This is a genomic window from Tardiphaga sp. P9-11 (genome assembly GCF_008329525.1).
Taxonomy (GTDB): Bacteria; Pseudomonadota; Alphaproteobacteria; order Rhizobiales; family Xanthobacteraceae; genus Tardiphaga.
Genome location: NZ_NPKQ01000006.1, coordinates 227,037 through 239,919, shown reverse-complemented (window position 1 = coordinate 239,919; position 12,883 = coordinate 227,037). Strand labels below are relative to the sequence as shown.

The 12,883-nt window shown below is 61.9% G+C and carries 11 protein-coding genes and 1 other RNA gene; 5 read left to right on the top strand and 7 right to left on the bottom strand.

Annotated features, from left to right (window positions below):
* Window positions 1–62: 62 nt before the first annotated feature.
* The 4 genes from fba to tkt all read right to left on the bottom strand — a co-directional run bounded on the left by fba (window position 63) and on the right by tkt (window position 6,026).
* On the bottom strand, window positions 63–1,130 hold the full coding sequence (fba, locus tag CIW50_RS20635; RefSeq protein WP_149533057.1) for a class II fructose-bisphosphate aldolase: 1,068 nt from the start codon (window positions 1,128–1,130) through the stop codon (window positions 63–65).
* Window positions 1,131–1,591: 461 nt separating this feature from the next.
* On the bottom strand, window positions 1,592–2,785 hold the full coding sequence (locus CIW50_RS20630; protein ID WP_149533056.1) for a phosphoglycerate kinase: 1,194 nt from the start codon (window positions 2,783–2,785) through the stop codon (window positions 1,592–1,594).
* A 117-nt stretch (window positions 2,786–2,902) separates the two neighbouring features.
* A complete protein-coding gene (gene gap / locus CIW50_RS20625; RefSeq protein WP_149533055.1) occupies window positions 2,903–3,913 on the bottom strand; it encodes a type I glyceraldehyde-3-phosphate dehydrogenase in 1,011 nt (336 codons plus the stop codon).
* A 127-nt stretch (window positions 3,914–4,040) separates the two neighbouring features.
* Window positions 4,041–6,026, bottom strand: coding sequence for a transketolase (gene tkt, locus CIW50_RS20620; protein WP_149533054.1), 1,986 nt, complete (start codon window positions 6,024–6,026; stop codon window positions 4,041–4,043).
* A 309-nt stretch (window positions 6,027–6,335) separates the two neighbouring features.
* Here tkt and CIW50_RS20615 point away from each other — a divergent pair, with 309 nt between their 5' ends.
* From CIW50_RS20615 to CIW50_RS20595, 5 genes are all read left to right on the top strand, one after another.
* Window positions 6,336–6,665, top strand: a complete 330-nt coding sequence (locus tag CIW50_RS20615; RefSeq protein ID WP_149533053.1) for a DUF4164 domain-containing protein — start codon at window positions 6,336–6,338, stop codon at window positions 6,663–6,665.
* Between the two features lie 6 nt (window positions 6,666–6,671).
* A complete protein-coding gene (locus tag CIW50_RS20610) occupies window positions 6,672–7,055 on the top strand; it encodes a cell division protein ZapA (RefSeq protein WP_068735170.1) in 384 nt (127 codons plus the stop codon).
* A gap of 61 nt (window positions 7,056–7,116) precedes the next feature.
* Window positions 7,117–7,276: non-coding RNA, 6S RNA (gene ssrS / locus CIW50_RS20605), on the top strand.
* A gap of 129 nt (window positions 7,277–7,405) precedes the next feature.
* A complete protein-coding gene (locus tag CIW50_RS20600) occupies window positions 7,406–7,993 on the top strand; it encodes a 5-formyltetrahydrofolate cyclo-ligase (protein ID WP_149533052.1) in 588 nt (195 codons plus the stop codon).
* A gap of 1 nt (window position 7,994) precedes the next feature.
* Window positions 7,995–8,819 carry a TIGR00282 family metallophosphoesterase gene (locus CIW50_RS20595; protein WP_149533051.1) on the top strand — a complete coding sequence of 275 codons (825 nt, stop codon included), beginning with the start codon at window positions 7,995–7,997 and terminating at the stop codon, window positions 8,817–8,819.
* Window positions 8,820–8,825: 6 nt separating this feature from the next.
* Here CIW50_RS20595 and CIW50_RS20590 read toward each other — a convergent pair whose 3' ends face one another.
* The 3 genes from CIW50_RS20590 to CIW50_RS20580 are packed head-to-tail and all read right to left on the bottom strand — an operon-like array spanning window position 8,826 to window position 12,844.
* The gene (locus CIW50_RS20590) at window positions 8,826–10,172 is read right to left on the bottom strand and encodes a c-type cytochrome (RefSeq protein ID WP_149533050.1); all 1,347 of its coding nucleotides are present in this window, start codon (window positions 10,170–10,172) and stop codon (window positions 8,826–8,828) included.
* Window positions 10,169–12,373: a xanthine dehydrogenase family protein molybdopterin-binding subunit gene (locus tag CIW50_RS20585; protein ID WP_246664376.1), complete on the bottom strand. Its 2,205-nt coding sequence runs from the start codon at window positions 12,371–12,373 to the stop codon at window positions 10,169–10,171. The genes CIW50_RS20590 and CIW50_RS20585 overlap by 4 nt, the downstream gene beginning before the upstream one ends.
* A gap of 9 nt (window positions 12,374–12,382) precedes the next feature.
* Window positions 12,383–12,844 carry a (2Fe-2S)-binding protein gene (locus tag CIW50_RS20580; protein WP_149533049.1) on the bottom strand — a complete coding sequence of 154 codons (462 nt, stop codon included), beginning with the start codon at window positions 12,842–12,844 and terminating at the stop codon, window positions 12,383–12,385.
* Between the last annotated feature and the right edge of the window lie 39 nt (window positions 12,845–12,883).

Sequence of the window (12,883 nt, the reverse complement as noted above, 5' to 3'; positions counted from 1 at the left end):
AAAAATTCAGCCTGCCATATGCTGTATGGCAGGCTGAATGACAGTCAATTGGCAGTTTGGGCTCAGGCGATCTTCGCGTTCAGCTCGCCCGATGCGTAGCGCTTGGCCATTTCGGCCGTGGTCAGCACCTTTTTGATCTTGCTGGCCTGGCCGGCGGTATTGAATTCCTGCAGGCGTTGCGTGCAGAGCTTCACCATGGCTTCCATCGCCGGCTTCAGATATTTGCGCGGATCGAATTCGCTCGGGTTTTCGCTCAGCACCTTGCGGATTTGACCGGTCATGGCCATGCGGTTGTCGGTATCGATGTTGATCTTGCGCACACCATGCTTGATGCCGCGCTGGATTTCCGACACCGGGACGCCCCAGGTCGGCTTCATCTGACCGCCGAATTTGTTGATGATGTCCTGCAGGTCCTGCGGCACCGACGACGAGCCGTGCATCACCAGATGCGTGTTGGGCAGCTTGCGGTGAATTTCCTCGATCACGTTCATGGCGAGGATGTCGCCGTCCGGCTTGCGGGTGAACTTGTAGGCTCCGTGTGAGGTGCCCATGGCGATCGCCAGCGCGTCGACCTGGGTCTCCTTGACGAATTTCACGGCTTCGTCGGGATTGGTCAGCAACTGGTCATGGCTGAGCTGGCCTTCGGCGCCGTGGCCGTCTTCGGCCTCGCCCATGCCGCTCTCCAGCGAGCCGAGCACACCGAGCTCGCCTTCCACCGAGATGCCGCCGAGATGTGCCATGTCGGTCACGGTCTTCGTCACGCCGACATTGTAGTCCCAGTCTGCCGCAGTCTTGCCGTCCGCCTTCAGCGAACCGTCCATCATCACCGAGGTGAAGCCGGCCTGGATCGCCGTCATGCAGGTTGCGGCTTCATTGCCGTGGTCGAGATGTACGCAGACGGGAATGTGCGGATAGATTTCTGTGACGGCGTCCATCATGTGCTTGAGCATGATGTCGTTGGCGTAGGAGCGCGCACCGCGCGAGGCCTGAATAATCACCGGCGCATCGACGGAGTTGGCCGCGTCCATGATGGCGAGGGCCTGCTCCATATTGTTGATGTTGAAGGCCGGCACTCCGTAATCGTGTTCTGCCGCGTGATCGAGCAGTTGACGCAACGTAATACGGGCCATGCAGGAAGCTCCTTGTAAATTGGGACAGGCGCAAACGCCGCGCCGAGGGATATATGGCTCTTAGCGCGAGGAGACGGCGAATCCAAGACGCCATCAGCCGCGCATACAGCCTGCGTTAATCGCCACGATGGCCCAGCGTTCCAGCTAATGGAATTCCCGGTAACTAATGTTCGCGAGCTTCGAGTGCCGCGGCGTGCACTTCCACTTCAGTCACGCGCTCGTCGAAATCGCCAGCAGTCGCACGAATCATTACGAGCATGCCGGCGTCGTCCCGACGCTACTTACGGCCTATTTCTTCCAGCCGACCAAGACGCCGTTCAACCGAGTTACGAAACGACGAAATATCAGCGCGGATCGCGATGAGGATGTCTGTCGTGATGTTGATCGGTTCGTCTGCGATGGCAGGAACATAACATAAACGTCGTGCACCTGCAAGTCCTGCGGGCAAAAACGTGCCGCTGCTACTTCTTCAACACTTCCACACCCGGCAGTGGCTTGCCTTCCATCCATTCGAGGAAAGCGCCGCCTGCGGTCGAGATGTAAGAGAAGTCATCGGCGACGCCGGCATGATTGAGCGCAGCGACAGTATCGCCGCCGCCCGCTACTGAAATCAGTTTCTTCGCCTTGGTGCGCGCGGCTGCGTGTTTGGCGCCGGCAACCGTGCCGCGGTCGAATGGAGTCATTTCAAATGCGCCGACCGGGCCATTCCAGACCAGGGTGGCGGCGTCGTCGATGGCTGCGTTGATGCGTTCGATCGACTGCGGACCGACGTCGAGGATCATGCCTTCATCGGGGATCGCATCGAGACCGTAAGCATGCGACGGCGTATTGGCCGCGAAGTGAAATGCGACGACCGCATCCACCGGCAGAATGATGGCGCAGCCGGAAGCTTCGGCCTTGTCGATAATACGCAGCGCGGTCGGAGCGAGATCTTTCTCGCACAGCGATTTGCCGACCTTGACGCCTTGCGCATGCAGGAAGGTATTGGCCATGCCGCCGCCGATGACGAGCGCATCGACCTTGGTGACAAGGTTTTCCAGCAGGTCGATCTTCGACGACACCTTGGCACCGCCGACGATAGCGATCACCGGCTTGGTCGGCGCGTCCAGCGCCTTGCCGAGGGCGTCCAACTCGGCCTGCATGGTGCGGCCGGCATAGGCGGGTAACTTGTGACCGAGGCCTTCGGTGGAGGCGTGGGCGCGATGCGCCGCCGAGAATGCGTCATTGACCCAGATGTCGCCGAGCTTGGCGAGTTCGGCGACGAAAGCCGGATCGTTCTTTTCTTCGCCAGGATGAAAGCGGGTGTTTTCGAGGCAGAGAATGTCGCCATCTTTCAATGCCGTGACAGCCTTGGTTGCAGCTTCGCCGATGCAGTCATCGACGAATGCCACCGGCTTTTTAATGACATGCGTGAGTGCTTCAGCAACCGGCTTCAAGGAGTCCTTGACATCGCGACCCTTGGGGCGACCGAAATGCGCGAGCAGGATGACCTTGCCGCCCTTGTCGGAAATTTCGGTGATGGTCGGCGCGATGCGTTCAAGCCGTGTTGCGTCGGTAACCTTGCCACTATCCATGGGCACGTTGAGATCGACGCGCACGAGAACGCGTTTGCCCTTCACATCGACGTCGTCGAGGGTACGGAAAGAATTGGTCATGGTGTTGTGTCCCAAACGCAGGTCAGCGCAGAGCGGGGCGCCGCAAAGCGGGGACCGCTACATTCGTTGGCTCCCGGGCGCGGCGTCTTGCGCTGCGCCCGGGATTCCGCTCTTGCCTTAGAGCAGCTTGCCCATCGCAACGGCGGTGTCGGCCATGCGGTTGGAGAAGCCCCATTCGTTGTCGTACCAGGACAGCACGCGGACCAGCGTGCCGTTCTGCACCTTGGTCTGATCGAAGGCGAAGGTCGACGAATGCGGATCGTGGTTGAAGTCGATCGACACGTTCGGATGGCTGGTGGTGCCAAGCACGCCCTTCAGCTCGCCGGCCGCAGCCTTCTTGATGGCTTCGTTGATCTCTTCCTTGGTGGTCGACTTCTTGGCGATGATCTTGAGATCCACCACCGAGACGTTCGGGGTCGGCACGCGGATCGAGACGCCGTCGAGCTTGCCGGCCAGTTCGGGCATCACGAGGCCGATGGCTTTCGCGGCGCCGGTCGAGGTCGGAATCATCGACATGGCAGCGGCGCGGCCGCGATAGAGATCGCTGTGAAGCGTGTCCAGCGTCGGCTGGTCGCCAGTGTAAGCATGGATCGTGGTCATGAAGCCGGTTTCGATACCGACGGTCTCGTTCAGCACCTTGGCGACAGGCGCCAGGCAGTTGGTGGTGCACGAACCGTTGGAGACGACCAGATGATCCTTGGTGAGGGTCCTGTGATTGACGCCGTAGACGATCGTAGCATCAGCACCATCGGACGGAGCCGAAACCAGCACGCGCTTGGCGCCTGCGGTCAGATGCGACGTCGCCTTCGCCTTGGCGCTGAAGATGCCGGTGCATTCGAGCGCGATATCGATGCCGAGATCCTTCCAGGGCAGCGTGTTCGGATCGCGCACCGCAGTGACCTTGATCTTGTTGCCGTTGCCAAGCTGGATGCTGTCGCCGTCAACGGTGACTTCGCCGGGGAAGCGGCCATGCACGCTATCGAAGCGCAGCAGGTGGGCGTTGGTTTCAACCGGGCCAAGATCGTTGATGGCGACGACTTCGATGTCGGTGCGCTTGGACTCGTAGATCGCCCGCAGGACGTTGCGGCCGATGCGGCCAAAACCGTTGATCGAAACCCGGACTGCCATTCAACTTCTCCCTTTATTAGGCTCAAACCTCGCGTGAGGGCCTTCATATAGTGTCATGTGACGGGCGTTTCATGCCCTGAATGGAACGCTGGTGCAATGTGTCAAATTTACCAGCGTTCCGATAGAGTTAAGCCGCATTGTGCTTGCGTGTAGCAGTCTCCACAACGGCCTCGGCCGTGATACCGAATAGCTTGTAGAGCTCCTTGGCGGGCGCGCTCGAGCCAAAGCCCTTCATACCGATGAAGGTGCCATCATGGCCGATCACCGCATCCCAGCCGAACCGGACGGCGGCCTCGACCGCGATCTTGATCGGCGCGTCGCCAATGATCGCCTTCTGGCGCTCTTCAGGCTGCTCCAGCAGCAGTTCGAGCGAGGGGACCGATACGACCCGCGTTGCGATGCCCTTGTCGGCGAGCTGCTTCTGCGCCGCGACGGCGATCTCGACTTCCGAGCCCGACGCGAAGATCGACACGGCGGCCTTGCCGTTGGCTGGGACCAGCTCATAGCCGCCGGTGGCGCAGAGATTGGCGTCATGATGCGTGGTGCGTACCGGCGTCAGGTTCTGGCGCGACAATGCCAGCATGGTCGGGCCGTTGGTCTTCTCCATGGCGAGCTGCCAGCATTCGGCGGTCTCGACGGTGTCCGCCGGGCGGAACACGCGCATGTTAGGCATCGCGCGCATCGCCGCCAGATGCTCAACCGGCTGATGGGTCGGGCCGTCTTCGCCGAGGCCGATCGAGTCATGGGTCATGATGTAGATGACTGGGATCTGCGCCAGCGCCGAGATGCGCATCGCCGGGCGCGCATAGTCGGTGAAGCACATGAAGGTGGCGCCGGCCGGGATGAAGCCGCCATGTAGCGCGATGCCGTTCATGGCTGCGGCCATGCTCATTTCGCGGATGCCGTAGTGGATGTAGCGACCGGCGAAGTCGCCGGGCTTCACCTCAATAGCGTGCTTGGTGCGGGTGTTGTTCGACGGCGTGAGATCCGCGGACCCGATCACCATCTCTGGTACGACCTGGACCAGCGCTTCCAACGCGAGTTCGCTGGCCTTGCGGGTCGCGATGGTCTGCGGCTCATCGACCAACTTCTTCTTCAGCGTACGGATCGCATCTTCCATGGCGGCCGGACGAACGTGATCATTGCGGCGGGTGAATTCGCTGCGCTTGTCGCCCGACAGGGCATCGAAACGCTTCTGCCAATCCGCACGCGCCGATGCGCCCTGCTTACCGACATTGCGCCAGGCCTGCAGGATGTCATCGGGCACTTCGAACGGGCCGTAGTTCCAGTCCAGCGCCTTCTTGGCGCCGGCGAGTTCTTCGGCGCCGAGTGGTTCGCCATGGGCCTTCGAAGTGCCAGCGCGGGTCGGCGCGCCAAAGCCGATGGTGGTCTTGCAGGCGATCATCGACGGACGGTCGGACGCCTGCGCCTGCTTGATCGCTGCGGCAATAGCGGCTTGGTCGTGACCGTCAATATGCACGGCATTCCAGCCATGAGCCTTGAAACGCGCGACCTGATCGACGCTGTCGGCGAGCGACAGCGGGCCGTCGATCGAGATGCCGTTGTCGTCGTACAGGAAGATCAGTTTTGACAGCTTGAGATGACCGGCGAGCGCCATCGCTTCATGGCTGATGCCTTCCATCAGGTCGCCATCGGAGCACAGCACGTAAGTGTAGTGATCGACCACATCGCCATATTCGGCCGCCAGCATGCGCTCGGCGAGCGCGAATCCGACCGCGGTCGCCACGCCCTGGCCGAGCGGGCCGGTGGTGGTCTCGACGCCTGAGGTGTGGAAATTCTCGGGGTGGCCTGGGGTCTTCGAATGCAACTGACGGAAATTCTTCAGCTGGTCGAGCGTCATCTCACTGTTGCCCGTCAGATAGAGCAGGGCATAGAGCAGCATCGAGCCGTGGCCAGCCGAGAGGATGAAACGGTCGCGGTCCGGCCATTTCGGATCGGCGGCGTCAAATTTGAGGAACTGGGTGAACAGTACGGTGGCGACGTCGGCGGCGCCCATCGGCAGCCCAGGGTGACCGGATTTGGCCTTTTCCACGCCGTCCATGGCGAGGGCACGAATCGCGTTGGCCATTTTCGAGTGATCAACCTGCGCCATGTCGGTTTCCGTTTAAATTGAAGGGAATGGAATATTCTGCGTCCGCGAGAGGGGCGGTCTGCAGCGAGATGTTGGGATCGCTTTGGAGAAACTGGTGGATAGCATCTGGGTTCCTGGGAGTCCAAGGTCTCCCGGACAGTTCTGGTCTGTGGATATCTACCGGCGGTTTTTGTCGGCTTTGCGGTGCATAGCTTTTAAGCGGCGTTGCGTCCGGCTCGCTTGCAACCTAAGTTTCAGGGCCTAAAGGCTTGCGGAGCCGTGGTTTTTGAGCTCCGGTCCCATCACACCGAAGGTCCCGCGTAACCCAGTATGATCGAACGCCCCGCCCATCTCTCGGCCTCCGACCCCGCGAATAACGGCGCGGCGGAGATTGACGCGGCAACGCGACGGCTGATGGGCGCGCTGGATGCGCTGGAAAGCGCTGTGGAGCGTCGCCGCGAGGCTGATCGCGACGAAGATGAACTTGCGACGCGCATTCAGGCGCTTGGCGCAGACCGGTCGCGGCTGGCGGATGAACTCGACGGTACGTTGGTGAAATCGCGCCGGCTGGAGCGTGCCAATCGCGACATCGCCGACAAGCTCGACACTGCCATCGGCACCATTCGCGCGGTGCTGGCGACTGACAACGCGCATGAGTAAAGCGAAATGAGCCACGTCAACGTCACCATCAATGGCCGGCAATATCGCATGGCCTGCGAAGAGGGGCAGGAGACCCGGCTGCTTCGGCTGGCCGAAAGTCTCGAATCCCGTGTGGAAAACCTGCGCGGCAAGTTCGGCGAAATCGGCGATGCACGGTTGACGGTCATGGCAGCGCTGACGATTGCCGACGAACTGGTCGATGCCAATCAGCAAATCCGTGCCCTGCAGGAAGAACTCGCCGCGCTGCGCGACGTACGCGTTGTCGCTGCGGACCGCGCGCGGGCGACGCAGACGGCGGTTGCCGCGGCCCTGAATGCTGCGGCAGAGCGGATCGAGAAGACCACGCAGGTGCTCAACCGTACCATCGGTGGTGGCGTTGCTATTGGATAACGCAGGCTTTGATGCCAAGCGGGCACTGGCGCATCCGTCTCATAACCCCTACATTGCTCAGGCGAGGCTGCGTCGCGCGTCAGGAGCCATATATCCCCGGGGCCTTATCGATCCTTACGGGAACTGTCCCTGGCCAGGTCCGTGGACCTGGTCACATGGTGCCCACCTACTTTCGTAGGTGCTCCGGGATCGAGTGCTTCAACGGCCATCGTGGCTTCGCACTTTCACTTTCTTGATGGCTGCGGCCCTTTGTGTGGCGTTTGCCGTGCAATCCTGGCCGCGCTTCCAAAGATGATCGCGAAGACCGGTCCTGCGCTTCCGCAGGCTCCGCGGACAGCATATTGTGCGGCATGTCCGACACGCCGCCCACTCCGACAAAGATCGAGCTCCGCATCGCCGCGCTGGCACGCCGTACGGCGCTGAGCGAGGCCGAACGGTCGGTAGCCGCGCAAGCCATTGCAGCGCGTGGGCTGCCTTTCCCTGTCAGGGCCGGTTGCATCGTCGCCGGCTATTCTCCTATTCGCAGCGAAATCGATCCGATCCCGTTGATGCAGCATCTTGCCGTCCGGGGGGCGCGATTGGCACTCCCGGTGATCATCGCCCGTGATGAGCCCCTGATGTTCCGGATCTGGAGCCCGAATGATGCGCTGGTGCGCGGTTCATTAGGCATTCCGGAGCCAGCATCGGACGCGCCGCCACTGATCCCCGATATCCTGCTGGTACCACTCGCGGCATTCGACCGTGCCGGCCACCGCATTGGCTATGGCGCGGGGCATTACGATCGCACCTTCGCACAACTGTACGCTATCAAGCCATTTATCTCCGTGGGTGTGGCCTTCGACACCCAGGAAATCGAGGCCATTCCCATGCAACCCCACGACGTGGCGCTGGATTATGTGCTAACCGAAACCCGGACGATCGATTTTCGGAGCATCTGACTTGCGTATTCTCTTCATCGGCGACGTGGTCGGCAAAACCGGCCGCGTGGTGATCCTCGAAAAACTGCCGGGCCTAATCCGCGACTGGAAGCTCGATCTTGTCATCATCAATGGCGAGAACGCCGCTGGCGGCTTCGGTATCACCGAGGCGATCTATAATGATCTTGTCGACGCCGGCGCCGATGCGGTGACGCTCGGCAATCACGCCTGGAATCAGAAAGAGGCGCTGGTGTTCATCGAACGCGCGCCGCGTCTGATCCGTCCGTTGAACTTCCCGCGCCACACCCCGGGCCGCGGCGCTGCATTGATCGACGCCAAGAACGGTGCGCGAGCGCTGGTGATCAATGCCATGGGCCGCGTCTTCATGGAGCCGCTCAACGATCCGTTCAGCGCTGTCGGCAAGGAGATCGATGCCTGTCCGCTGGTGGAAGCCGCGGACGCCATCGTGGTGGATTTCCATGGCGAAGCCTCGAGCGAAAAGCAGGGCATGGGTTACTTCTGCGATGGCCGCGTGAGCCTCGTCGTCGGCACGCATACGCATGTGCCGACCGCCGATCATCAAATCCTGTCCGGCGGCACGGCCTACATGACCGATGCCGGCATGACCGGCGACTATGATTCCGTGATTGGCATGCAGAAGGAAGAGCCTGTCAGGCGCTTCACGACCGGCATTCCCTCCGGCCGTTTCGAGCCCGCCTTCGGCCCTGCGACCTTGTCGGGCGTTGCGGTCGAAACCGATGACAAGACCGGCCTCGCATCACGCATCGCGCCGGTGCGGCTCGGTGGCCGGCTGTCGCAGGCCGTGCCTGAGTTCTGGCTGAACTAGTTCGGCCTACTGCTCCGTCTGCTTGCGCAAATCCGCGACGTCGCTTGCCGTGATCTGCGATCCCTTGCTGCCGAAGCGCGCGGTCACGTAATTCGCGACGGCGGCGATCTCCGTATCTGAATGGCTCTTGCCGAAAGCTGGCATCGAGAGCGCGCCTTGCGGCGTATGCCGCTTGGTGCCGGAAATCACGATCTGCGCCACGTTCGTCGCGCCGGGATCGTTAACGGCCCACGCGCCGGTCAGCGTGGCCATGGGCGAGAGTGCGCTCTCGCCTGTCCAGCCATGGCAGCTCACGCAGGCGCCCTGGAAGACCGTCTTGCCAAGCGCGTTCGCTGTCATGCCGTCCCTGTGCGAGGGCGGTGCGGGTGGCGCGAGTTTTGCGGGCAGATCAGGCGAGGACATCGCCGGCACTGTGCGCAGGAATGCGACCATCGCCTTGATATCCGTCGGCGCCATCTTGCTGAAGCTGTGGTCCACGGCTTCGCCCATCGGCCCCGAAGCGGTGCCGTGACCTTTGGCATGTCCGATCGACAGATAGGAAACGACATCGTCGTCGCTCCAGCCGCCAAGGCCTGTCGTCTTGTCCGAGGTGATATTGAAGGCCCGCCATCCGGCGGTCAGAGCGCCAGCGAATTTCTTGCGGTTGTCGAGCGCGAAGCCGAGATTGCGCGGCGTGTGGCATTCGCCGCAATGCGCCAACGCCTCGACGAGATAGGCGCCCCTGTTCCATTCCGGGCTTTGCGACGTATCGGGTTCGAAGCGCGTATCGGGATTGAACAAAGCCGACCAGAACGTCATCGCCCAGCGCTGATTGAACGGAAAGGCCAGCGTATTCTCAGGCGGTGTTGCGCGCACCGGTGCGAGGCTGAACAGATAGGCCTTGACCGCGAGCGTGTCCGCATCGGTCATGTAAGTGTAGGACGTATAGGGCATCGCCGGATAGAGCCGGGCGCCGTCGTGGCGCTTGCCGCTTCGAACGGCGTCGAGAAACTGCTGGTCGGTGTAGTTGCCGATGCCTGTCTCTTTGTCCGGCGTGATGTTAGTCGAATACAGCGTGCCGAACGGCAGCTTGAACGCGAAGCCGCCGGCATATTCCTTGCCGCCGGGTGCAGTGTGACAGACCATGCAATCCGCCGCACGCGCGAGATATTCGCCTCGCTCGATCAGGCTGGCATTGGCCATTTTGGCGGGAACGCCGGTCGGATTGGCGCCCTTGTAGTCCGCCAGCGCCACTTTCGGCCCACCGGAGAACGACATCGGTCCGGGACCGCGCACATAGAGCGCGGCGCCGGCTGCAGCCACGACACCGATCACAATGACGCTGCCGAGATTGCGACGTGCGCCGGGCGTCATGACTTCTTCCTTTCGGCGATCGCATCGCGGTCGATTGGCATCCTCCGCAGCGCAACGCCAGTCGCGGCATAGATCGCATTGCGCAGTGCCGGCGGGCCGCCGATCACGCCGCACTCGCCTATACCGCCAGGCGCTTCGCCGCTCTTGATGAGGTGGACATTGATTTTCGGCATCTGGTCGATTCGAAGCATGCGATAGTCATGGAAATTGGACTGCTGCACGCGTCCCTTCTCAATGGTGATATCGCCATAGAGCGCGGCGGTGAGGCCGAACACGATGCCGCCTTCGATCTGCGCCACGATGGTGTCAGGATTGACGGCGATGCCGGTGTCGACCGCCACGTTGACCTGACGCAGACGAATTTCACCCTGCGAATCGATCTCCGCTTCGACCACAGTCGCGATCGAGGTATCGAAGGTGGGCTGGATGCTCACGCCGCGTCCGACGCGCGCCGGCAGCGGCTGCCCCCAGTTGGCCTTCTCTGCCGCTAGATCGAGGGCTGCCAGCATCCGCGGCGCCTTGCCGAGCAATTCACGCCGGAACGCGACGGGATCCTTGCCGGCCTTGCGAGCGAGCTCATCCATGAAGCTCTCGATCGCGAACACGTTGTTGTTGGGGCCAACGCCGCGCCAGAAGCCGGTCGGCACCGCCGGCGGTTCGGCACGGACATACTCACACTGGAAATGCGGGAAGTCGTACGGCTGGTCCGCAGCACTATCGATGGCATCGATGTCGATGCCCTTCTGGAACGCAGGCGGCAGCCAACGCGCGATCACGGCCGAGCCTGCGATCTTGTACTTGAAGCCGACCACTTTGCCGTTCGACAGTGTCGCCGAAATGTTGTCGCGATAGACGGGGCGATAAATGTCGTGCTGGATATCCTCTTCGCGGGTCCACACCACCTTGACCGGTCCATTGACCTGTTTGGCGATGCGCACCGCCGCCACCACCATGTCAGGCTCAAGCCTGCGGCCGAAGCCACCGCCTATCATGTGCTGGTTGACCGTCACCTTGTCGACCGGCAAGCCAGCGGCCTTGGCAGCCTCGGACTGCACCCGCGACATGATCTGCGTGCCCGTCCAGACCTCGCAGGAATCTCCCTTGAAATGCACTGTGCAATTCAAGGGCTCCATGGTTGCGTGCGCAAGGAACGGCATCTCGTAGGAGGCGTCGATCCGTTCGCCGGTGGCGAGACCCTTGGCGATGTCGCCGACCGATTTGGCGATCACGCCGTCCGTCTCGCTGGCCGCGCGCAAATGCGCCCAGATGTCCTTCGAGCTGATCTTCGCGTTGGGGCCTTCGTCCCAGGTGATATCGAGTGCTTCGAGCCCGGACCTGGCCGCCCACATGTGGTCGCCGACCACGGCCACGAGGTCGTCGAGCACCACGATCTGCCGCACGCCCGGAATCTTCTTCGCCGCGCGGTCATCGACCTTGGCGACTTTGCCGCCGAAGACCGGGCATTGCGCCAGCGTTGCGAATGTCATGCCCGGCACCATTGCGTCAATGCCGTAGACCGTCTTGCCGTTGACCTTGTCCGGCGTGTCGAAGCGCTTCAGCGGCTTGCCGATCACCGAGAAGTCTTTCGGGTCCTTAAGCGCGACGTCCTTCGGCGGCGTGAGTTTGCCGGCGGCGTCGCACAACTCGCCATAGGACAGCTTGCGGCCGCTGGCCGCATGCATCACTTGCCCGTTCGATGCCGTGCAGCTCGCAGGTTCGACCTGCCACTGTTCAGCTGCGGCTTGCACCAGCATCGCACGCGCGGTTGCACCGGCATTGCGCAGAGGTTTCCAGAATGCGCGCACCGAAGTCGATCCGCCGGTCGCCTGGATGATGAAAATGGGATTGCCATAGAGTTTGTCGCTGGGCGGCGCATGTTGCAGCGTGATCTGCGCATAGTCCGCGTCGAGTTCTTCGGCGAGGATCATGGCGATGGCCGTATAGATGCCTTGCCCCATCTCGACTTGCGGCATCACCAGCGTCGTCTTGCCGGTAGTGTCGATCCGGATGAACGCGTTGGGGGCGAATTTGCCCTCCGTCGTATCGGGAGGCTGCGTCGGCTCATTGGCCGCGCGTACCGGAAGCTGGAAGGCCAACATAAAGCCGCCGGCAAAGGCGCCAGCGAGCAGATTGCGCCGTGACAAGCCAGAAGGCTTGTTTGCAGGACTGGCCGCAACAAGCATGTTGTCTGCAAGTTTCATGACCGACTCCTAGGTTTGCCGTTCGGAGGCGGCATGTTTGATGGCTTCACGCACACGGACATAGGTGCCGCAGCGACAGATATTTCCGGACATGGCGGCATCGATGTCAGAATCGTCAGGAGTTGGCGTAGAAGCGAGGAGCGCCGCCGCTGACATGATCTGTCCGGACTGGCAGTAGCCGCATTGAATGACTTCGAGGTCCAACCAGGCTTTCTGCACCTTGGCGCCGACCGGCGTCGCGCCGACGCCTTCGATCGTCGTAATGGCCCGGCCGCTAACTGCGCTAACCGGCAGCAGACAGGAGCGCACGGCCTTGCCGTCGACATGCACGGTGCATGCCCCGCATAGCGCGACGCCGCAGCCGAATTTTGTGCCGGTCATGCCGAGAATATCGCGCAGTACCCAGAGCAGGGGCATGTCGTCAGGCGCGTCGAAGGTTTTCTGCTCGCCGTTGATATTGAGATTTGCCACAGTGAAACCCCCGATCGACCAGCCAGAATGATGCAAGAG

Bases quoted from the DNA above. Each gene is read 5' to 3' on its own strand.
- tkt (WP_149533054.1), bottom strand. From the start codon at position 6,026: ATGGCGCAGGTTGATCACTCGAAAATGGCCAACGCGATTCGTGCCCTC.
- CIW50_RS20585 (WP_246664376.1), bottom strand. From the start codon at position 12,373: ATGAAACTTGCAGACAACATGCTTGTTGCGGCCAGTCCTGCAAACAAG.
- CIW50_RS20630 (WP_149533056.1), bottom strand. From the start codon at position 2,785: ATGACCAATTCTTTCCGTACCCTCGACGACGTCGATGTGAAGGGCAAA.
- CIW50_RS20610 (WP_068735170.1), top strand. From the start codon at position 6,672: ATGAGCCACGTCAACGTCACCATCAATGGCCGGCAATATCGCATGGCC.
- CIW50_RS20590 (WP_149533050.1), bottom strand. From the start codon at position 10,172: ATGACGCCCGGCGCACGTCGCAATCTCGGCAGCGTCATTGTGATCGGT.
- CIW50_RS20600 (WP_149533052.1), top strand. From the start codon at position 7,406: ATGTCCGACACGCCGCCCACTCCGACAAAGATCGAGCTCCGCATCGCC.
- gap (WP_149533055.1), bottom strand. From the start codon at position 3,913: ATGGCAGTCCGGGTTTCGATCAACGGTTTTGGCCGCATCGGCCGCAAC.
- fba (WP_149533057.1), bottom strand. From the start codon at position 1,130: ATGGCCCGTATTACGTTGCGTCAACTGCTCGATCACGCGGCAGAACAC.
- CIW50_RS20615 (WP_149533053.1), top strand. From the start codon at position 6,336: ATGATCGAACGCCCCGCCCATCTCTCGGCCTCCGACCCCGCGAATAAC.